This is a genomic window from Asanoa sp. NPDC050611, assembly GCF_040654855.1.
GTDB lineage: Bacteria > Actinomycetota > Actinomycetes > Mycobacteriales > Micromonosporaceae > Asanoa.
The window spans coordinates 1-21161 of record NZ_JBFAIU010000071.1 but is presented as its reverse complement, the minus strand read 5'-3'; the positions used below and the strand labels follow the sequence as shown (position 1 = coordinate 21161).

Sequence of the window (21161 nt, the reverse complement as noted above, 5' to 3'; positions counted from 1 at the left end):
TATTGCCACCCTTGCGTAGCGGGGCGGTCGCGGGGTGGCGTTTCACGCCAGGGAGTGCGAGTGCTCCGCGAGCTCGGCCCAGACGCTCTGGCCGCGGCGGTCGTGCTCGACGCCCCAGCGGTCCGCCAGGGCACCGACGATCTGGAGTCCTCGCCCGTCGAGGGCCTGCGGGCCGGCCTGGCGGGGGTTGGGGTGGAGCCGCCCGCCGCCGTCGGTCACCCGCACCTGGACCACCCCGTCCGGCGTGACGCCCCAGTCGACCCGGATCACGTCGCCGGGCAGCGGCCGGGCGTGCCGGACCGCGTTGACCACCAGCTCACCGGCCACCGCGACCACGTCGTCGAGCAGTTCCTCGGGCACCGTGCCGGCCAGCTCGGTGGTCAGCTGGTGGCGCGCGGCGCGCGCGCCGCGCGCATGGTGCGGCACCACCACGTACCAGGACCGCTCGGCCACCGCCGTCGCCACTCCCGCCTCCCAGTGCCGGTCCCGCGCGTCAGCCGCGCGGGAGTCGGACCTCCGCGACGGTGCCGCCACCGTCCCGTGGACGAAGCGACACCCATCCGTTCTGTCGCTCTATGACCCTTCGTACCAGGTATAGCCCTAATCCGGCGCCCGGGAACCGCCGCCGGTCGCCCGACTCGGCCTGCCAGAACCGGTCGAACGCGCGCTCCACATGCTCGGGACGTACCCCGATGCCTCGATCGGAAACGCGGAACACCACGGTGCGCTCGTCACTGTGCGCGGTCAGCTCGATCGCGGAACCGTCGCTGCTGTACTTGTCGGCGTTCGTGACCAGCTCGGTCAGGATCGTGGTGATCGTGCTCCGGTCGCCGACCGCCTTGGGCAGGTCGACCGGCAGCCGGACCAGCAGGCGGCGGCGCAGCGCGGTGGGCAGGTCGCGCTCGGCCACCCGCAGCGCCTCGACCAGGTCGAACGGCGTGGGCGGCGAGCCGGTGGTCGGACCGCTCTGGTCGGCCGCGGAGAGCAGCCGGTCGACCAGCCTGGCCAGCTCGCCGGCGCGCTGGCCGATCACGTCCGTGGCATGCCGCCGCTCGTATTCGGGCAGTTCGTCCCAGTGGCTGTTCAGGGTGTCCGCGTACCCCTTGATCACGGTGACCGGGGTGCGCAGCTCGTGGCTGGTCAGGGCGACGAACAGGTCCCGGTCGCCGTCGCGGCGGTGCTGGTCGCTGATGTCCCGGAAGGTGACCACGATCGAGTCGACGGTGCCGGTCAGCTCGCTCGCGGTGATCTTCAGCCAGCGCCCGTCGGCGAGCCGGTGGTCGAGCGTCTGGCCGAGCACCGGGATCGGGAACGGGAGCGTCGCGTTGAGCACCTCCTCGGCGCTGAGCCCGGTGACCTCCGCGGCCGCCGGGTTCCACAACCGCACCTTGCGGTCGTAGTCGATGATCGCGAGCCCGTCGGCGAGGGCGGCGACGACCGGGCCGTCGCCGTGCACGGGCAGGCCGGCCTGGTGGCCGTACATGTGGGCGAGGTTGGTGCCGACGAACTCGATCAGCGTGTGGTGCTCGATCGTGGGCAGGTCCTCGACCTCGCGGTAGAACGCCTGCAGGCTGCCGACCACCATGCCGCCGAGGATCACCCGGGTGACCAGCATGGTGTGCAGGCCGTGGCCGGTCGCCTGGTCCGGGAACTTCCCCTCGATCCGGTCGAGCGAGAGCACCTGGGTCCGCAGCCCGGTGAGCAGCCGGCTCGTGGTGGGCGACGTCTTGTCGACCGGGCGGCCCAGGGCCCACTCGGCGGCACCGGTGGCGGCGACGATCCGGCCGCCGGACGGGCCGTACTCGGCGAAGGTCATGCCGACGGCGCCCAGGGCCTGCTGCGCGAGCCGCAGCACGACGCCCAGGATCGGCAGGCCGGCCTCACCGGAGTTGATCCGCTCGATCACCTCGGAGTGGCCGGCGATGAAAGCGGCATAGTCCGGTCGCGCGGGCACGTCCCGAGTGTGCCCAACCCGGGTCGTTACGAAAAGGGTCCTTACCGACCGATGTGCTGGAGCACGAATGCCGGACGGTCCGTGATGATGCCGTCGACGCCCAGGTCGATGAGGAGATCGATCTCGTCAGGCTCGTTGGCGGTCCACACGTAGACCTTGTTGCCGGCGGCCTGCAGTGTGCGGACCAGCCGGGGTCTGGCCTTGACCAGGTGGATGCCGGGGCCGGCGATCCGGGCGCCGAACGGCAGGGTGCCGCGCAGCGTCGAGGGCAGCAGCTCCATCAGCAACGCGGTGGGCAGGCCGGGCGCCAGCTCGCGCATCCGGCGCACCGCGAGCGCCGAGAACGACATCACGGTGACCGCGACCCGCTCGCTGTCCCGCGGCTGGTCCAGGCCGTGCCGGCGGAGCAGTGCGGCCAGGGCGCGCTCGACGTCGCCGCCGTGGTGGGTCGGGTGCTTGGTCTCGATCAGCACCTGCAGCTCGCGGCCGGCGTCGCGGACCATCCCGAGCAGCCGGTCGAGGGTGAGCAGGCGGGCCCGGTCGGGGTCCTCGGGGATGTCGGTGCCGGTGCGGTTGGACCAGCTGCCGAACTCGAGCGCGTCCAGTTCGGCCAGCGTGCGCCGGCTGACCCGGCCCTTGCCGTTGCTGGTGCGGTCGAGCCGCCGGTCGTGGACGCAGACCAGGTGGCCGTCGCGGGTCAGCCGCACGTCACACTCGACGCCGTCGGCCCCCTCGTCGATCGCCTTCTGGTAGGCGGGCAGCGTGTGCTCCGGCAGCACCGCGGACGAGCCGCGGTGCGCGAAGATCAGCGGCGACTCGCCCACCGATCAGACCACGCGGGCCGGCTGGCCGTCTTCGCTGACCATCGGGCGGCCGGCCGACTGCCAGGCCTCCATGCCGCCCTGGAGGTTGCGGACGTTCTCCCAGCCCTGCTTGGCGAGGTAGTTGACGACCTGGGCCGAGCGGCCGCCCATCCGGCACACGACCACGACGTCGGCATCGGTCGGCACGTCGGCCAGCCGGGCCGGCACCTCCATCATGGGCACGTGGTGCGCGCCCGGCGCGTGCCCGGCCGTCCACTCGTCGTCCTCCCGGACGTCGAGCAGGTAGGCGTCATCCGGCACGTTCTCCGCGTCGACCCACGGAACCGGTTCTGGTCTCCACACGCATCCCAGACTAGATGGCGTTCACCCACTTGGGGTTGGCGGCCGCCCAGGCCGCCACGTCACCCTCCCGGATGGCCTTGAACAGGCCGTCCGCGTCCGGAGTGAGCACGTTGTACGAAGTCCCGTCGATCCGGGCACCGGTGGACGGCATGCGGATCCCGGTCACGTTCTCGGCCCTCATGTTGCGGAACGAGAAGACCAGATCGTTCAGTGGTACGCCGTTCGTGTCGACGGTCATCGTCCCGCCGATGGCCCGGATGGTCTGGTCGAGCCGCAGCGGATTGGCCAGCACCGCCGGGTCGGTGAGCTTCTGCGCGATGCCCTTGAGGATCTGCTGCTGATGTCGCTGGCGGTCGTAGTCGCCGCGGGGGAGCCCGTAGCGCTGCCGTGCGTAGTCGAGCGACTGCGCGCCGTCCATCGTGTAGCAGCCCACGGGGAAGACGTGACCCGTGTGAATGGAGGTGACCTGCCGGTCGACGCAGACGTTGACGCCGCCGAGCAGGTCGACCACGCGCTTGAAGCCCGTGAAGTCCACGATCGCGGCGCCGTCGAAGCGCACGCCGGTGAGGTTCGTGACGGTCGCGGAGAGCAGCTTGGCACCGTCTGCCCCGCCGTACTGGAAAGCTGCGTTGACCTTGTCCTGGCCGCCCTTGTAACCACTCGGCGGGTACGCCGGGATGGTGACCCGCAGGTCGCGCGGTATGGAGATCAGGTACGCGCGGTCGAGGCCGGCCGGTATGTTCACTATCACGATCGAATCGGCCCGATGTCCCATGGTGGGGTTGGCGTCCCGTTGGTCCGATCCGATCAGCAGATAGTTGAGCGGTCCGTGCAACTCGCCGTTGCCCGAGCGGGCGTCCGAGTCGAGCAGGTCGGCCTTCTTGAGGGCGTCGTCGAGGCGCTCCGTCAGCAGCTTGAGACCGCCGAGGCTGAGTCCGGCCAGGATGGCGAGCGCGATGCCCACGACGATGAAGATCTTGGCCCAGCGTGGCCGACCGGCCGGCGCACCACCTGGTGCGCGCGGCCGCCGCTCTCCTTTGCGTCCCGAGTTGATGGCTCCTCCCGACCCCCGCCTCGCCGTAGCGTCAGCTTAAGTCGGATATGTCGGGCCAGGGCCAGCCTTGTCGTTCGTCCGGATCGGGGCTGGTGTTACTTCTTCTTGTTGGCCGTCACCCACTCGGCCATCTTGTCCTCGGTCATGGCCTTGTACATCGCCAGCGCCTTGGTCTTGTCGGAGACCACGACCGACTCGCCGCCGATGGTCTGGCTGCCGCTGTATGGACTTGTCAGGAACTGCAGGTTCTCGCCACGCAGGTTGCGGAACTGCAGCGCCATGTCGACCAACGAGAAGTTCTCGTCGACAGTGACGGCATTGGTGACCGCCTTGAGGAAGCTGTTGAGCTTGCCGGGGTTGGTCAACGTGCCCGTGCTCGCGGCCTTGTCCATCAGGGCGCGGAGGAACTCCTGCTGGTGGCGCATGCGGGCGAAGTCGCCGTCGGGGAACTGCTTGCGCTGGCGGATCCAGTCGAGCGCCTCGTCGCCGTTCATGTGGTTGACGCCCTTCTGGAACGTCCGGTAGGGCTTGTGGATCGACTTGATGGTCCGCTCGACCTTGAGGTCGACACCGCCGAGCGCGTCGGTGACCTCCTTGAAGCCGGCGAAGTCGATCGCCATGACGTGGTCCATCCGGACGTCGGTGAAGCATTCGACGGTACGCACGGCCAGCGGCAACCCGCCGAACGCGAACGCCGCGTTGACCTTGTGGCGCTCGGAGTCGGAGCAGTCCGCATTGGCCGACTTCGGCACCGGCACATAGAGGTCACGGGGGATCGAGACCAGGTACGCCTTGTCCTGTGAGGCCGGTATGTGCATCACGATGATCGTGTCGGCCCGCCACTTGCCCGCCTTGTCGAGCGCGGCGTCCGGGTCCCGGGAGTCCGTGCCGACCATCAGGATGTTGAGGGCACCCGTGGCCGTCTTCGCCGGCCGGCCGCCGGTGATCTCCGAGAACGGGTCGGTGCGACCGATGTTGCCGTTGAGCGCGCGCACGTAGATCCACGTGCCACCGGCAGCCAGCAGGCCGAGCACCACCAGGCCGGCGACCGCGACGAGGGCGATCCGGCCCCACTTGGGCTGCGGACCCTTCCGGTACGGCGCACCCGGCCGCCGCGGCCCGCGCGGACCGCCAGGGCCGCCGGGGCCGCCCGGGCCGGTGCCGCCGATGCGTGGGCGGGTCTCGGCGCGGGCTCCCGGCACGTGCGCGCGGCCGCTGATGCGGGTGCCGGCCGGCGCGCCCGACACCGGGGCGCTCGACGTGTCACGGCCGGGCACCGAGGCGCGCCCGTAGGTGCCACCGGACGAGGACGTGGTCGCAGACATGTCACCCAGAGTACGAAGCAAACCTAGGTACGGCTCACAACCAACGCCGGCACGGCACGAAGTTGGTAGCTAAAAATTTCCGTGTTGACCTGCGGATATGGGCTCACGCAGCGCGGCGCTGAAAGTCCTCGATGGTGCGTCGGAGGCCGTCTTCGGGTGACACCGTCGGCGCGAACCCGAGCTTGGTGCGGGCCAGCGTCAGGTCGGGGCGGCGCATCTCCGGGTCGTCGGCGCCGCGGGTCGTGAAGGTCACCGTGGAGGAACTGCCGGTCAGTCGCACGATGGTCTCGGCCAGCTCGCGCATCGACATCTCGTGCTCGGTGCCGCAGTTGATCGGGCCGACCTCGGTGGAGTCGAGCAGCAGCAGAATGCCGCGCACGAGGTCGTCGACGTAGCAGATGGACCGGGTCTGCGCACCGTTGCCGTGCACGGTGATCGGCTCGCCGCGCAGCGCCTGCGAGATGAACGTCGGGATCGCCCGGCCGTCGTCGGGGCGCATCCGCGGGCCGTACGTGTTGAAGATCCGCACGATCGCGGCGTCGAGCCCGCGGTAGCGGTGGTAGGCCATCGTGGACGCCTCGGAGAAGCGCTTGGCCTCGTCGTAGACGCTGCGGATGCCGATCGGGTTGACGTTGCCCCAGTAGGTCTCGACCTGCGGGTGCACCAGCGGGTCGCCGTAGGCCTCGGAGGTGGACGCCATCAGGAACCGGGCGCCGTCGGTGACCGCCCGGTCGAGCAGGTGGAGCGTGGCGATCGAACCGACCCGGAGGATCTCGATCGGCAGCGTGGTGAAGTCCTTGGGGCTTGCCGGCGACGCCATGTGCAGGATCGCGTCGAAGCGGCCGGTGACCGCCGGGTGGTGGGTCGGCAGCCCGTCGGCGATGTCGGCCTCGACGAGCGTGAACAGCGGGTTGTCGACCACGTGGGCCACGTTTTCCTTGGAACCCGTGACGAAGTTGTCGACGGCGACCACGGCGCAGCCACGGGCGATCAGCGCATCGACGAGGTGGGACGGGACGAAACCGGCACCCCCGGTGACGAGGATGCGATGACCGGCTCCGAAGCGCTGGGCTACCACCATGCGGCCAAGACTACCGAGCGCACAGGTCAGCGGCAGGCCCCGGGTGTGCCGCGGACCCCGACGGTGGTACGCCGGGGCCCGCGGGACCGACCCGCCGGAGGCTAGTGGGCGCCCGAGCCGGTCAGGGAACGGACCTCGAGCTCCGCGTACTTGGCGTCGTCGCGCTCCTTGGACAGGATCGTGCCGAGCCAGCCGCAGAAGAAGCCGAACGGGATCGAGATCAGACCCGGGTTGGACAGCGGGAACCACTGCCAGTCCGACTTCGAGAACATCGCGGTGGCGGAACCGGAGACGACCGGCGAGAAGAACACCAGCACCACGGCGGAGATCAGACCACCGTAGATCGCCCAGGTCGCACCGGACGTGTTGAACCGCTTCCAGAACAGGCTGTAGAGGATCGCCGGCAGGTTGCCGGACGCGGCGACCGCGAACGCCAGCGCGACCAGGAAGGCCACGTTGAGGTTCTGCGCGAAGATCGACAGCAGGATCGAGATCGCGCCGATCACCAGGGCGGAGACCCGGGCGACGTTGACCTCCTGGCGCTCCGACGCCTGGCCGTCCTTGACCACGTTGGCGTAGAAGTCGTGCGCGAGGCTCGACGACGACGCGAGTGTGAGGCCGGCGACGACCGCGAGGATCGTCGCGAACGCGACCGCGGCGATGATCGCCAACAGCGTGGCGCCGCCGGTGTCGCCACCGAGGAACCGACGTCCGAGCTCCTGGGCCAGCTGGGGCGCCGCCGTGTTGCCGGCCTTGTCCTGTTCGGTGATCGCCTTGCTGCCGACCAGCGCCGCGGCACCGAAGCCGAGGGCCAGCGTGAACAGGTAGAACACGCCGATGATGCCGATCGCCCAGAGCACGCTCTTACGGGCCGCCCGCGCGGTCGGCACCGTGTAGAAGCGGATCAGGATGTGCGGCAGGCCGGCGGTGCCGAGCACCAGCGCGATGCCGAGCGACAGCAGGTCCATCTTGTTGTAGAAGGTCTGCGTCGCGTTGCCGGCCACCTCGACGCCGTAGCGCAGCCCGGGTTCGAGGAACGCCTCGCCCTTGCCGGACGACTGCGCCGCGTCACCGAGCAGTGACGAGAGGTTGAACTTGAAGACCGACAGCACCAGGATCGTCATGACCAGGGCGCCGGTCATCAGCAGGAACGCCTTGACGATCTGGACGTACGTCGTGCCCTTCATGCCGCCGACCGTGACGTAGATGATCATCAGCGCGCCGACCAGCACGATCGTGGCGATCTTGGCGGCCGAGGCGTCCATGCCCATGAACGTCGTGCCGGGCTTGATGCCGAGCAGCAGCGCGACCAGGGCACCGGCGCCGACCATCTGGGCCAGCAGGTAGAAGATCGACACGGTGATCGTGGAGACCGCCGCCGCGGTGCGGACCGGCTTCTGCCGCATCCGGAACGCGAGCACGTCCGCCATCGTGTAGCGGCCGGAGTTCCGCAGCAGCTCGGCGACCAGCAGCAGTGCGACCAGCCACGCCACCAGGAAGCCGATCGAGTAGAGGAACCCGTCGTAGCCGTTGAGCGCGATGATGCCGGCGATGCCGAGGAACGACGCCGCCGACATGTAGTCGCCGCCGATCGCCATGCCGTTCTGGAAGCCCGAGAACGAGCGGCCGCCGGCGTAGAAGTCGGTCGCGGTCTTGGTCTGCCGGCTCGCCCAGACGGTGATCGCCAGCGTGATGGCCACGAAGACCAGGAACAGGATGATCGTGAGGGTACGGGCGGTGCTCCCGCCCGTGGTCGCCTCAGCCGCGAGGACTCTCATCCCGCGACACCTCCCCCAACTCCTCGTTGATCTGGTCGGCGAGCGGGTCGACCTTGCGGTTGGCGTACCGCGCGTAGAGCCACGCGATCAGGAAGGTCGAGACGAACTGGAGCAGGCCGAAGATCAGCGCCACGTTGATGTGGCTACCGCCGATCCGGATGCTCATGAAGTCGCGCGCGTACGCCGAAAGGATTACGTACAGCGCGTACCAGACGAAGAACGCCACGGTCATCGGGAACACGAAACCGCGGAACGACTTGCGTAGGTTGCCGAACTCCGGGGAACGCTGCATGGCCAGATACCGGTCCTCCGGGGTTTCTTCCGTGGGAGCGGTGTCTCTCGCCTCCGTACTCATGTGTCACCACCTTCGCAGGGGCGTCGGGACAGGGCTGAATGCCGCACGGTAGGAACGGTGCGGCCGGCCCCGGAACCCCCTGCGGGACGGGCGCAGCCACCTGCGCCGAACGGACAGGTGGCTGCGCCGAGTGACCCCGGTCACGCCGTTGAACGGCGCCTATGCGTGCCCCGCTAGCAGGCTGTCGTGCCGTTGCAGAGCCGGTCGGCGGCGGTGCGGGCCACCTCCCGCATGGGTTCGACACCCTCCGGGAGCTTCTGCCAGATCTGCGTGAGCAGTGGGCCCTGCCGGACGAAGACGTACAGGTCGGCCGGTCGGCCCTCGTACGAGGTGCGGATCAGCACCGAGTCGTCGCCCGCGAAACCCTCGTCGACGACGGTGTACGTCAGGAGTCCGCACTCGCGCCCGTCGACCTGACCCGCCAGGCCGTCGATGAACCGTTGCGCCGCGGCCGCCGACCTCATCCGCTCGACGACCTGGATCACGTACTCCTCGCGCTCCCGCAGGAACATCGCACCCCGTCGGGCCGTACCGTCCGGCTCGGTCCCGGTGGGCGGCGGGTCGCAGTAGATCGTGGTGGCGGCGAGGCTCCAGTCGCCGTCCACGTCGGCGCCCGCGTAGCGGTAGTCGTCGGGCAGGTCGCTCGCGCGCAGCATGGCCGCGCTCGGCACGCCGGTCGGCTCGACCGGCTTCGCGGTCGTCGGCCCGCCGCCCGGTGTGGTCGGTGGTGGGGCGGTCGGCGATGTCGTCGGCGGTGACGTCGGCGGCGTCGAACGGTCGGGCGTCGTCGGGCCGGTGGTCAGCACCGGCGGCCGCGGGGTCCCGTCGAAGGCGCCGGCCGCGAAGGCGACCGACGGCCCGCCGACCGCGACGACGGCCAGCACGCAGCCGGTCGCCAGCCGCCCGCGCCGGCGGTGGCGAAACGCCTGCCGGGCGGCGCCGGCACCGGCCGGGACGGCCAGCGGCGGGCCGGCCCGGAAGCGGTCGAACATCTCGTCGAGCTGCTGCTCATCCACGGTGGCCCTCCTCGTCGGTCAGGAGGGCGGCCAACGCGGCGCGGCCGCGGTGCAGCCACGCCTTGACCGTTCCCTCGGGTACGCCTTCCTGCGCCGCGATCTGGGCGACCGAGAGGTCGGCGATGTGGAACAGCACGATCGCCCGGCGCTGCTTCTCCGGCAGCGTCTTGAGCGCCCGAGCCAGCGCGACCCGGTCCGGGCTCGGCGGGTCGACCGCCTCCTCACGGTGGTAGCGGGCATGCGCCCGGGCCGCGCGGGTGCGTCGCCACCGGTTCGTGGCGACGTTCAGCGCCACCCGGCGGACCCAGGCGGCGGGCTCGTCGTAGGTGCCCAGCCGGTCCCAGCGGGCCCAGGCGCGGCTGAACGCCTCCTGGACCGCGTCCTGCGCGGCCGACACGTCCGCCGTGTACGCGTACAGCTGGAGCATGAGTCGGTTGAAGTTCGCGGCGTAGAACGAGTCGAACGTGTCCGTGTCACCGTCTGGTTTGGACACGCGTAACGTTTCCATCGGCTGCCTCCCCGTTTCTGGAGAGGACACAGCTGACCACCGGCGCCGGTTGCGTCAACCGGCGAGATATCGACCGCGGTAGTGGATCAACGGCGGCACCTCGCCGATGATCTCCACCTGCTCGATGGTGGCCTCGACCAGCAGGCCCCAGCCGAACTCGCGGGCGCCGTCGAGGCGGCAGCCGGCCCAGGCGCCGGCGTCGGCGGGCACCGGCCCGTACGCCGTCTGGGTCCAGTCGCCCGTCTGGAACAGCCCGCCGGGCGCCGGCATCAGGCCCGCGAACCGGTCGGCGAGCTGGCGGTGGTCGGGGCCCAGCGGCGCGACCGCGAACCGGCCCGCGTCGGACAGCGCCGTCCACAGGTCGGACTCGTCGTCGAGGACGCCGAGCAGGCGGCCGGGGTCGCCGTCGACCACGAGCGTGGACGACACGGTGAACCCGGCCGGCCCCGGCGCGGTCCAGAGCGTCACGGGCGACGCCAGCCGGCCGCGGAACCGCCGGATCGGTGAGCGGGCCCCCTCCGGCGTGGCGAACGGGTCGCTGGCGTGGATGTGCGCGCCGGGCTCGATCGGGTTCACCCGTCCATCCTCGTCTAGCGCCGTGGGGTGATGGTCTGCAGCAGCTCGGGCATCCGCCGGTCGAGCAGGTCACCGACGATCACGCTGCCCAGCCAGGCGGCGCCGAGGCCGTAGGCCAGGCCGACCGGCAGGGCCAGCCAGAGCCAGACGTCGCCGGCGAACAGCGCGCCGATCAGCAGCGGCACGGCGACGACGACCGTGACCAGCATCGCGAGCAGGCTCAGCAGGCCGCGCGCCAGGCCGGCGCCGGTGTTGAGCGCGAACGGGTTGGAGGTCTCCGGCAGGGCGTAGGCACCGACCACCGACAGCATCGAGTTGGCCGCGAGCCCGCAGCCGAACGTGCCGGCCAGCGTGCCGAGCGCCATCGGGATCCAGCCCGGCTCGCCGACCAGCACGCCGATGATCACCGCGATCAGCACGACGAGCGGGAGCACGTAGACCGCGAACGCGGCGGCGCGGGCGGCGATCTGGAGGCGACCGGGCACCCCGGCGATGATGTCGGCGGCGTACGCGGTGCCGTCGAAGCCGAACTGGTTGGCCAGCGTCACCGCGGCGAGGGTGCCGACGAAGACCATCGAGAGGGTGAAGCTCAGTGGCGACGCCGTGACGTCCCGCGTCGGCTCATCACCCCAGATGGCCTCGCTGAAGTTCACCATGGCGGAGACGAACAGGGCGGCCACCGCGAACGTGATCAGGTTGGCCCGCCGGCGGGCGTCGCGCCACCAGTAGCGCACCTCCCGGGCGAGGACGGCGCCGAACCGGTCCCGCCGGGCCCAGCCGAGGATCCGCGGGAACAGCAGCTCGACCGGGTCGCCGGCGGTGGTCGCGCGGGCCGCCCGGCCGGTGCTGGCCGTGCCGACCATCGCGGACTCGAGCGTGCGCGACCACCACCAGAGCAGCAGGACGATCGTCACGGCCGAGATGGCGAGCTTCGCGGGTGCCGCCCACCAGTCGCCGTCCGCCACGTCGAAGCCGGCCGTGTACGGCGCGCCGAACGGCGTCCATCCGACGATCTCGGCCGCCGGCAGGAAGCGCCGCCAGTCGGCGTCGACGCTGGCGCGGTTGATGGCGATCTGCAGCGGACCGATCATGGCGGCGAACACGGCGAGCAGCACGGCGGCCAGGTCCCGGGTGCGCCGCGACCGCAGCATGGTGGCGAACGCGCTGGTCACCGCGCGGCTCACGGCCACGCAGAAGACCAGGCCGAGCAGCACGCCGACGGCCTCGACCAGCGCGGCGCCGAAGCCACCGAGCGCGCCCGCGGAGACCACCAGCCCGGCGGTCGCGATCAGCGTCGCCGCGGCGGGCACGCCGATCAGCGCCGCGGTCAGCAGGCCGGTGACGAGGGTGCGCCGGTTGACCGGCAGCAGCGCGAAGCGCGCCGGGTCGAGGGTCTCGTCGACACCGAAGAAGACCAGCGGCAACAGGGTCCAGGCCAGCGCGACCACACCGCCGCCGAGCGCGGCCGCGAGGTGGGCGGCGTCGGCGTTGTCGGCGGAACCCGTGACGGCGGCGAGGGCGAACCCGGCGAACGCGTAGAGCAGGCCGAACAGCACGCCGCCAGCGAAGAGCGCGACCCGCCGCGGCTGGCCGCGGAAACCGTTGCCGATGATCCGGAGCTTGAGCCGGACGAAGTGGCGGAGGCTGACCGCGCGGGTCGCGGTGCCGACGGCGGCGGTCAGAGCCACGCCAGCTCCTGCCCCGTCGCCGTGCGCCCGCCGACCACCTCGACGAACACCTCTTCGAGCGAGCGCTCGCCGGACACCTCGGCCAGCGTGCCGACCCGCTTGATGGCACCGTCGCTGAGGATCGCCACGTGCGTGCAGAGCCGCTCGACGACCGCCATCACGTGGCTGGAGAAGATCACCGTCCCGCCGCCGGCCACGTACCGCTGGAGGATGTCGCGGATCAGCGCCGCGGCGACCGGGTCGACGGCCTCGAACGGCTCGTCGAGCACGAGCAGCCGCGGCGCGTGCAGCAGCGCGCAGGCCAGCCCGATCTTCTTCTTCATGCCGGCCGAGTAGTCGACGACGAGCGTGCGGCCGGCGTCGCTGAGCGCGAGCACGTCGAGCAGCTCCCGGGCGCGCTGGTCGACGACCGCGGGGTCCATCCCGCGCAGCAGCCCGTGGTAGGCGAGCAGCTCGGCACCGCTGAGCCGGTCGAACAGCCGGACACCGTCGGGCAGCACACCGAACAGCCGCTTCGCCTGCACCGGGTCGGCCCAGACGTCGTGGCCGAGCACCCACGCGTTGCCGTGGTCGGGCCGCAGCAGGCCGACCGCCATGGACAGGGTCGTCGTCTTGCCGGCACCGTTGGGCCCGAGCAGCCCGTAGAAAGAGCCCGCCGGCACGTCGAGGTCCACACCGCCGACCGCGACCTTGCCGTCGAAGCTCTTCGCCAGTCCCCGCAACACGAGGGCGAACCGATCGTCCTTCACCGTCGTCACCCCCTGACCGTATCGGTCCGGTTCACCGTCGGGCAGGACCGGTGAGGACGCTTTCCGGCGCGTGCAGGCGGAGCATCACCGCGCCGACGTCGGCCGGGATGCGGCTGCGGCTGGCCAGCGACACCGCGACCATGACCGCGAACGCGAGCGGCACCGTCCACGCCGCGGGCTGGCTGACCACCGCGGCCGGCCAACCCGACAGCGGCGGCCCGAGCACGGTGAGCAGCACCGCGCCGCCGGCCGCGCCGCCGCCGGCGAGCACACCGGCCGCGGCGCCGCGCGCGGTCAGCCCGCGCCACCAGATGCCGAGCACCAGCAGCGGGCAGAAGCTCGACGCGGCGACCGCGAACGCCAGACCGACGACCTGCGAGACGTCGAGGGTCTCGATCGTCAGCGACAGCACGATCGGCGCGACCCCGGCGACCACCGTGGCCAGCCGGAAGTCGCGCACCGAGCCGCGCCCGATGACGTCGGTCGAGATCACGCCGGCGACGCTGGTCAGCAGCCCCGACGAGCTGGACAGGAAGGCGGCGAACGCGCCGGCCGCGACCAGGGCCGCGAGCAGTTGGCCGGTCAGGCCGCCGCCGAGGGCCGCGCCGGGCAGCAGCACGACGACCGCGTCCGTGCGGCCGGTCATCAGCAGCTGGGGTGTGTAGACGCGGCCGAGGACGCCGTACAACGTGGGTAGTAGATAGAACAGACCGACCAGCGCGAGCACGACGAGCGTCGTGCGCCGCGCGGCGTTGCCGTCGGGGTTCGTGTAGAAGCGCACGAGCACGTGCGGCAGGCCCATCGTGCCGAGGAACGTGGCGAGGATCAGCGAGTAGGTGGCGAACATGCCCTTCTCGTTGTCGCCGGGCAGCAGCCAGTCCGGGCCGCGGGTGTCGTCGACCGTCGAGACGTCGGGCACCGGGTCGCCGGCCGCGAACTCGAGCCGTTGGCCGGGCCGCGTCACCACCGTTGCGCCGTCCGGGAAGGTCAGGGTGGCCTCGTGCTCGATCACGACGCTGGTGGCCGCGTGGAACACCGGCCCGTCGGGTGCGGCCACCGCGGGCCGGCCGTCGGCCTGCCACTGCAGCAGCAGGAAGATCGCGGGGATCAGCAGCGCGGTGAGCTTCAGCCAGTACTGGAAGGCCTGCACGAAGGTGATCGCCCGCATTCCGCCGAGCGCGACGTTGATGGTGACGACCGCGCCGACGAGCAGGGCACCGAGGGCGTACGGCTGCCCCGTGACCGTGGTCAGCGTCAGCCCGGCACCCTGCAGCTGAGGCACGAGGTAGAGCCAGCCGATGAACACCACGAACGCCGTGGCCAGCCGGCGCAGGCGGCGCGAGCCGAGCCGGAGCTCGCAGAAGTCGGGCAGGGTGAACGCGCCCGAGCGGCGCAGGGGAGCGGCGACGAACAGCAGCAGGGCGAGGTAGCCGGCGGCGAAGCCGACCGGGTACCAGAGCACGTCGACGCCGTACTTGAGGATCAGGCCGGCCACGCCGAGGAACGACGCCGCCGAGAGGTACTCGCCGCCGATCGCGGCCGCGTTCCAGGTCGGGCTGACGCTGCGGGACGCGACCAGGAAGTCGGACGTGGTCCGCGCCAGTTTCAGGCCGTAGAAGCCGATGCCGACGGTGACCAGCGTGACCACGACGATGGCCGGCACGACGTACGGGTTGTCCACTCAGCGCTCCGGGCGGCGGACCACCGCGACGAAGTCCTGCTCGTTGCGCTCGGCCAGCCGCACGTAGGCCCAGCCCACGGCGACCAGGAACGGGAACGCGGCGACACCCAGCAGCAGCCACGGCAGGTCGACACCGGCCAACCGGGCGGTGCTGACCTCGGGCGCGACGGCGAACAGCAGCGGCAGGCCGCCGAGCCCGATCGCGACGACCAGGGCGAGCCGCAGGGCGAGCGCGAGCTGCGCCCGCACCAGGCCGCGGACCAGCGCCTCGCCGACCTGGGTCTGCTCGGCGAGCTCGGTGCGGGTGCGGTCGTGGTCGTGCACCCGGGGGTGCACGTCGGCCAGCACCACCCGGGTCCGCCGCCCTTCCGCCATGCCGGCAGTGTCCCCGATCACACCCCCGCGGCGGTAGACCCCGGATCGCTCACCGGCAGGGTTCGGCAGCCTGGGCGACCAGCTGGCGCGCCTGGTGGCGGGCCAGGTTGGCGGCGCGCCAGCCGTCCTCGCGGTCGTCGAGGCGGTAGGCCGCCCGCTGGAGCGCGCAGGCGCCCTCGTTGCCCGGCAGCCGGCGCAGCGCCGGCACCGCGTCCGCCGAGAGAGTGCTGAGGTAGTGGACGTCGATCCGGCCCGTGGCGAGGTAGCGGTCGATGTTGCGGTCGGCGATGAAGCGGTCGGGGTTGAGCACCGCGAGCGCGAGGAGGCCCCCGGTCGCGATCGCCAGGACCGCCCGGGGCAGCCAGGCGCCGCGCAGGCGGGCGCCGGCGACCAGCACCGCGAGGAAGACGGCGCCCAGGCCCAGCTCGACGGCCATGACGAAGACGCGCAGGCGGGTGTAGCCGTAGGCCTGCTCGTAGACGTTCATCCGGTAGGTGGCGCTGGCCACGACCACAAGGGTGAGCAGGGCCAGCGCACCGAGCAGGGCCCGGATCGTGGCCCGGTCGGCCCGGTCCTTCCGCGGCGCCCAGCGGCCGGCGATCGCGACCACGACCAGGGTCAGGCCGGTGACGGCGAGCAGCTGCCAGAAGCCACCGCGGGCGTAGTCGGCAAAGGTCGGGCCGCCCGGTCCGAGCACGTGCCGGCTGCCGCCGAACAGGACCGTGGCCTGCACCGCGACGAACGCGAGGAAGAGCAGGTCGAGCAGGGCGACCGGGATCGCCCAGTCGAGCAGGCGGAAGGCGAAGCGGTTGGTGTCGTCGGGCCGGTTGATCGTCGGCGGGCGCAGGAGGGTGAAGGCGGCGCCGGCGAGCACGGCGAAGAGCACGGGAAAGAGGACCAGTGCCCGGGCGACCGTGCCACGGCTGATCACCGGGAGGGCGCGGTCGACCAGCTCGGCGAAGGCGGCGTCGGCGGAGGCGAAGAGGGCGCCGAAGACGAGCAGCAGGATCAGCGAGACGGCGCCGACGGCGACGACCCGGGCGGGCGCGCCGGGCCGTCCGGCGAACCGGGCCCGCAGCCCGGCCTGCACCCAGGGCAGTGCCCGCAGGGCGGCCGCGGGCGGCACGACCAGCGCGGCGAGCATGGCGCGGACCTCGCGCGGGTCGACGAGGCTGAGCGCTCCGGTGATCGCGGCGGTGAGCACGCAGAGCACGAAGAGCCAGTCGGCGGCCCGGACGGCACCGACGCCGAGCAGCGCCAGGGTGGCGGCGGCCCAGGCGGCCTGGCGCCAGGAGACCCTGGCTCGCGTGACTGCCAGGGCAACAATGCTTGCAGTGCCACCGATGAGCCAACCGGCGCCGACGCGGTCGAGCGGCAGTGCGGCGGCGGCTACGGCCGCGGCGACGAAGAGCGCTACGAGGGCGGCCGCGCCGGGCACGCGTGGGGGACCCGGCCACGACCAGGTGGGCGTACGCGGCGGGCCGGGCGGCGGCGTCCGCACCGCGACGCCGGCACGGGGCGCCGTAGCTGGGGCCGTTCCCGGCGTGGCGACCGTGGCCGGTTTCTGACCCGGCACCTGGACGGGCGTTGCCGTGGTCGGTGCGGCGGCAGGCGTCGGGTTGGGGGCCGGTGCTGCGCTGGAGTCGGGTGCCCCGGCAGGTGTCGGCCTGGGGGCGGGAGGCGCGCCGGGCACGGGTGCCGCGCCGGGCACGGGCGCTGCGGCGGGAGCCGGGGTCGGCGCTGCGGCGGGCACGGGTGTCGCGGCGGGCATGGGCGCTGCGGCGGGCATGGGCGCTGCGGCGGGAGCCGGGGTCGACGCCGCGGCGTCCGTTGGGGTCGTGGCCGGGTCCGGGGTGGGGGTCGTCATGCTGCTACCGCCGTCGGGGTCGGTGTTGCGGAGTGGGGTAGGGAGACGCGGACCAGGCAGCCCTTGCCGGACGGTGGGTCGACCACCGCGATCGTCCCGCCGTGCAGTTGGACCACCCACTGGGCGATCGCCAGGCCGAGGCCCGTGCCGCCGCCGGCCGCGCGGTCGCCGCGGGTGAAGCGGTCGAAGACCGTGGCGCGCTCGTCCGGTGGGATGCCGGGGCCTTCGTCCCCGACCTCGAACACCACGTGGTCGTCCGCGAGGCGGCCGACGACCGAGACCGTGCCACCCGGTGGGCTGTGGCGGGTCGCGTTGTCGAGCAGGTTCGCCAACACCTGGTGCAGGCGGGCCGGGTCGGCGTGCACGGTGATCGGGCCGGCCGGCGGGCGCACCGCCAGCCTGATGTCATGGCCGGCGCCGCTGGCGGTCACCGCGGCCTCCTCGGCCACCTCGTCGAGGAACTCCGCGACGTCGAAGCGGACCCGGCGCATCGGCTGGACGCCCGCGTCGAGCCGGGACAGGTCGAGCAGCTCCGCGACGAGGCGGCCCAGGCGCTCGGTCTGGTGCAGCGCGGTGCGCAGCGTCGCGGGTTCCGGGTCGGCGACGCCGTCGACGATGTTCTCCAGGACGCCCTGCAGTGCGGTGATCGGCGTACGCAGCTCGTGCGAGACGTTGGCGATCAGCTCGCGCCGTTGCCGGTCGGCGGCCGCCAGGTCCGCGGCCATCTGGTTGAAGGCGTCCGCCAGCTCGCCGACCTCGTCCCGGGAGGTGGCCCGGACCCGCCGGGTGTAGTCGCCGCGGCGCATCGCGCGTACCGCCGCGGTCATGTCCCGCAGCGGCGAGGTCATGCCGTGCGCGAGCACCTGCGAGGTGAGCAGGCCGACCAGCAGCGCCGTCGCCGAGGTGATGTAGGGGATCCAGCGGATCGCGTACCAGAAGTAGGCGAGACCGGCGGCAGCCGAGGCGACCAGCAGGAGCGCCAGCTTGAGCTTGATCGACCGGACCGGGTCGAGCGGGCGGGGCAGCAGGTCGAGCCCGCGGACGAGCAGGTCCTTCACGGCCGCACCTCCAGCGCGTAGCCGACGCCGTGCACGGTGCGGATCAGGTCGGCACCGAGCTTGCGGCGCAGGGCCTTGACGTGGCTGTCGACTGTGCGGGTGCCGGCGCCGTCGCCCCAGCCCCAGACCTCGGCGAGCAGCCGCTCGCGGGGCAGCACCGTGCGCGGGCGGCCGGCGAGGTGCACGAGCAGGTCGAACTCGGTCGGCGTCAGGTGCGCCTCGACGCCGGACCGGCTGACCCGGCGCTCGGCCTGGTTGATCTCCAGGTCGCCGAGCACGATCGGCTGCGGGCCGACGGCCTGCGCGCGGTCGACGCGGCGCAGCAGCGCGTGCACCCGGGCGGCCAGCTCGCGCATCGAGAACGGCTTGGTGATGTAGTCGTCGGCGCCGACCGCGAGCCCGACCAGCATGTCGTTCTCGTCGTCGCGGGCGGTGAGCATCAGCACCGGCACGGGCCGGGTGGCCTGGATCCGCCGGCAGACCTCGAGCCCGTCGAAGCCGGGCAGCATCACGTCGAGCACGACGAGGTCGGGCGGCTCGCGCCGGGCGGCCTCGACCGCCGACGGGCCGTCGCCGGCCAGACCCACCGTGAAACCCTCGGCACGCAGCCGCACGGCGATCGAGTCGGCGATGGTCCGCTCGTCCTCAACGACCAGGATCCGGCGCTCTCTCATGCCGGCGACTGTAGTAAGCGGCTGTGCGGATCCCGGTCCGGCGATGTGAACGAACTGTGCAGATCGATCGACTAGCGGTTCCAGTCCTGCTTCGCCGCGCGGACGAGTTTGTCCTTGAGCTCTCGCGTGTGCCGGCGGGAGACCGGCAGCTCGGCGCCGTCGACCACGACCACGTAGCCCGAGTTGGCCAGCCGCAGCTCGGCTATCAGGCGCAGCTGCACGAGATAGGAGCGGTGGATCCGGACGAATCCGGCGTCGGCCCAGCGGTCGGCGAGCGTCGCGAGCGGCACCCGCACGAGGTGCGAGCCGTCGGACGTGTGCAGCCGGGCGTAGTCGCCCTGTGCCTCGACCCAGCGCACGGCCGAGCGCGGCAGCATCCGGGTCGTGCCGGCCAGCTCGACCGGGATCGTCGGGTCCTCCTCGGCTCGCGCCAGGGCGGCCGGGTGGGCGGGCACGACCCGCGCGCTGACCACGCGCCGAATCGACTCGCTCAACCGCTCGGCCTGTACGGGCTTGCGGACGTAGTCGGCGACACCGAGGTCGAAGGCGTCGACGGCACCGTCGTCGTACGCGGTGACGAAGACGATCGCCGGTGGCCGGGCGAACCGGCGCAGCACCCGGGCCAGCTCCATGCCGTCGAGGCCGGGCATCCGGATGTCGAGGAAGACCACGTCGACGTCGGCGTCGCGGAGGACGCGCAGCGCCTCGGTCGCGTCGGCGGCCGTGTGCAGCCGGGCCACCCGGGGGTCGGCCCGCAGCAGGTAGGCCAGCTCGTCGAGGGCCGGCGGCTCGTCGTCGACCGCCAGCACGCGCAGGAAACCGCGGTCGGTCACGCCGCGCCGCCCGCCGCGTGCACGTTGGGGTGGAACTTCGGCACCCGCATGCTCACCCTTGTACCCGCTCCGATCCCGGTTTCCACCACCAGACCGAACTGGTCGCCGAACACCGAGCGCAACCGCTCATCTACATTGGACAGCCCCACGTGCGCACCGGCGTCGTCGACCGTGGTCGTGGCGGCCTCCGCCACGCCGGCGACCAGCGTCGCCGGATCCATGCCGACGCCGTTGTCCTCGACGGTGATGTGGCACTCCGCGCCGGCATCACGGGCTTCGATGCTCACCATACCGAGACCCGGCTTGCGCGACAGTCCGTGCCGCACCGCGTTCTCCACCAGGGGCTGGAGGCAGAGGAACGGCAGGCTGACCGGCAGCACCTCGGGCGCGATCTGCAGGCGCACCTGCAGGCGCTCGCCGAACCGGGCCCGCTCGATGGTCAGGTAGCGGTCGATCGAGCGGAGCTCCTCGGCGAGCGTGGTGAACTCGCCGTGCGCGCGGAAGGAGTAACGGGTGAACTCGGCGAACTCGAGGATCAGCTCGCGGGCCCGCTCGGGGTCGGTGCGGACGAACGAGGCGATGGCGGTCAGCGCGTTGTAGATGAAGTGCGGGCTGATCTGCGCCCGCAGCGCCCGGACCTCGGCGCGGGCCAGCCGCTCGCGGGACGAGTCGAGCTCGGCCAGGGCGAGCTGGGCCGCCGCCCAGCGCGCGGTCTCCAGGGTTGCCTGGACGAGCCCGGGCGGCGGATGGTCGTCGGCGACCGCCACGAGCGCGACCGGCGTCGCGCCGCGGATGGGCGCGACCACGGCGCCGCGCACGTCGCAGTCGACCCGGTCGCACGGCAGCTCCGCCTGCCGGAGCACGGTCGACCGCCCGGCCGCGATGGCCTTCTTGGCCGCGGCCTGCAGTTGGTGTGAGTGATGGGCCCCGCGCCCGTCCAGCGCGAGCAGCGCACTGTCGTCGGCCAACGCCAACCCGGCCGCCCCGACGAGCGTCCGCAGGTGCCGCGCGGCCTTCGCGGCACTGGCGGCGGTCAACCCACCCCGCAACGGCTCGGCGGCGAGCCCGGCGGTGTGCAGCACCTCGTACGTGGCCCGCTGCGTCGCGGTCGCGATCCCCCGCCGCGCCCGCAACCGCACGACCGCGTAGACAGCGGCCGCGAGCGCACTGACAAGCGCCAACACCGCCAGCGCCGTCGACAGGTCCGCACTCATGCGCGGAATCCTCGCCCGGCACCGCGAATTTAGGAACCCCTCACCGACGGCGTTACCCCACCGGCTGGTCGCCGCTGTTGGGGCGTGGTCGTGGCGCGACCCCTCGCCCCGACAGGTGGCGGGGCTGACCTACACAGCCGGTTTGCTCTGCTTCCACCCACGCATCACCCGCCGACGAGGGTGATGCGTATCTGGAAGCAGAGCAAAGC

General features: G+C 72.2%; 21 protein-coding genes. All 21 read right to left on the bottom strand.

Annotated elements, in window-relative coordinates:
• Window positions 1–42: 42 nt before the first annotated feature.
• Window positions 43–465, bottom strand: a complete 423-nt coding sequence (locus AB0H87_RS14070; RefSeq protein ID WP_360144005.1) for an ATP-binding protein — start codon at window positions 463–465, stop codon at window positions 43–45.
• 28 nt (window positions 466–493) lie between these two features.
• On the bottom strand, window positions 494–1954 hold the full coding sequence (locus AB0H87_RS14065) for an ATP-binding protein (RefSeq protein ID WP_360144002.1): 1461 nt from the start codon (window positions 1952–1954) through the stop codon (window positions 494–496).
• Window positions 1955–1995: 41 nt separating this feature from the next.
• Entirely contained in the window at window positions 1996–2778 is a 783-nt protein-coding gene (locus tag AB0H87_RS14060; RefSeq protein WP_360143999.1) for a glycerophosphodiester phosphodiesterase family protein, read from the bottom strand.
• A 3-nt stretch (window positions 2779–2781) separates the two neighbouring features.
• Window positions 2782–3120 (bottom strand): rhodanese-like domain-containing protein, encoded by a 339-nt coding sequence (locus AB0H87_RS14055; RefSeq protein WP_360143996.1) that lies wholly within the window; start codon window positions 3118–3120, stop codon window positions 2782–2784.
• A 10-nt stretch (window positions 3121–3130) separates the two neighbouring features.
• Window positions 3131–4084, bottom strand: coding sequence for an LCP family protein (locus tag AB0H87_RS14050; RefSeq protein WP_360143993.1), 954 nt, complete (start codon window positions 4082–4084; stop codon window positions 3131–3133).
• A gap of 185 nt (window positions 4085–4269) precedes the next feature.
• Window positions 4270–5499 carry an LCP family protein gene (locus tag AB0H87_RS14045; protein ID WP_360143990.1) on the bottom strand — a complete coding sequence of 410 codons (1230 nt, stop codon included), beginning with the start codon at window positions 5497–5499 and terminating at the stop codon, window positions 4270–4272.
• Window positions 5500–5602: 103 nt separating this feature from the next.
• The gene (locus AB0H87_RS14040) at window positions 5603–6580 is read right to left on the bottom strand and encodes an NAD-dependent epimerase/dehydratase family protein (RefSeq protein ID WP_360143987.1); all 978 of its coding nucleotides are present in this window, start codon (window positions 6578–6580) and stop codon (window positions 5603–5605) included.
• 101 nt (window positions 6581–6681) lie between these two features.
• A complete protein-coding gene (locus tag AB0H87_RS14035) occupies window positions 6682–8358 on the bottom strand; it encodes a cation acetate symporter (protein WP_360143984.1) in 1677 nt (558 codons plus the stop codon).
• On the bottom strand, window positions 8339–8713 hold the full coding sequence (locus AB0H87_RS14030; RefSeq protein WP_360143981.1) for a DUF485 domain-containing protein: 375 nt from the start codon (window positions 8711–8713) through the stop codon (window positions 8339–8341). Before AB0H87_RS14030 ends, AB0H87_RS14035 begins: the two co-directional genes overlap by 20 nt.
• Before the next feature lie 173 nt (window positions 8714–8886).
• Window positions 8887–9729 carry a hypothetical protein gene (locus AB0H87_RS14025; protein WP_360143978.1) on the bottom strand — a complete coding sequence of 281 codons (843 nt, stop codon included), beginning with the start codon at window positions 9727–9729 and terminating at the stop codon, window positions 8887–8889.
• On the bottom strand, window positions 9722–10237 hold the full coding sequence (locus tag AB0H87_RS14020; protein WP_360143975.1) for a SigE family RNA polymerase sigma factor: 516 nt from the start codon (window positions 10235–10237) through the stop codon (window positions 9722–9724). The genes AB0H87_RS14025 and AB0H87_RS14020 overlap by 8 nt, the downstream gene beginning before the upstream one ends.
• Before the next feature lie 54 nt (window positions 10238–10291).
• On the bottom strand, window positions 10292–10813 hold the full coding sequence (locus AB0H87_RS14015) for a flavin reductase family protein (RefSeq protein WP_360143973.1): 522 nt from the start codon (window positions 10811–10813) through the stop codon (window positions 10292–10294).
• A 14-nt stretch (window positions 10814–10827) separates the two neighbouring features.
• A complete protein-coding gene (locus AB0H87_RS14010; protein WP_360143970.1) occupies window positions 10828–12501 on the bottom strand; it encodes an ABC transporter permease in 1674 nt (557 codons plus the stop codon).
• On the bottom strand, window positions 12492–13250 hold the full coding sequence (locus AB0H87_RS14005; protein WP_360144029.1) for an ABC transporter ATP-binding protein: 759 nt from the start codon (window positions 13248–13250) through the stop codon (window positions 12492–12494). The genes AB0H87_RS14010 and AB0H87_RS14005 overlap by 10 nt, the downstream gene beginning before the upstream one ends.
• Before the next feature lie 31 nt (window positions 13251–13281).
• Window positions 13282–14931 (bottom strand): cation acetate symporter, encoded by a 1650-nt coding sequence (locus AB0H87_RS14000; RefSeq protein WP_360143967.1) that lies wholly within the window; start codon window positions 14929–14931, stop codon window positions 13282–13284.
• Complete coding sequence (locus AB0H87_RS13995; protein ID WP_360143964.1) at window positions 14932–15306, bottom strand: hypothetical protein; 375 nt, start codon at window positions 15304–15306, stop codon at window positions 14932–14934.
• A 49-nt stretch (window positions 15307–15355) separates the two neighbouring features.
• A complete protein-coding gene (locus AB0H87_RS13990) occupies window positions 15356–16807 on the bottom strand; it encodes a DUF4173 domain-containing protein (protein WP_360143961.1) in 1452 nt (483 codons plus the stop codon).
• Window positions 16808–17169: 362 nt separating this feature from the next.
• Entirely contained in the window at window positions 17170–18231 is a 1062-nt protein-coding gene (locus tag AB0H87_RS13985) for a HAMP domain-containing sensor histidine kinase (protein ID WP_360143958.1), read from the bottom strand.
• Entirely contained in the window at window positions 18228–18905 is a 678-nt protein-coding gene (locus AB0H87_RS13980; protein ID WP_360143955.1) for a response regulator transcription factor, read from the bottom strand. Before AB0H87_RS13980 ends, AB0H87_RS13985 begins: the two co-directional genes overlap by 4 nt.
• A 71-nt stretch (window positions 18906–18976) precedes the next feature.
• Complete coding sequence (locus AB0H87_RS13975) at window positions 18977–19738, bottom strand: LytTR family DNA-binding domain-containing protein (protein ID WP_360143952.1); 762 nt, start codon at window positions 19736–19738, stop codon at window positions 18977–18979.
• Window positions 19735–20952 (bottom strand): histidine kinase, encoded by a 1218-nt coding sequence (locus tag AB0H87_RS13970; protein WP_360143949.1) that lies wholly within the window; start codon window positions 20950–20952, stop codon window positions 19735–19737. Before AB0H87_RS13970 ends, AB0H87_RS13975 begins: the two co-directional genes overlap by 4 nt.
• Between the last annotated feature and the right edge of the window lie 209 nt (window positions 20953–21161).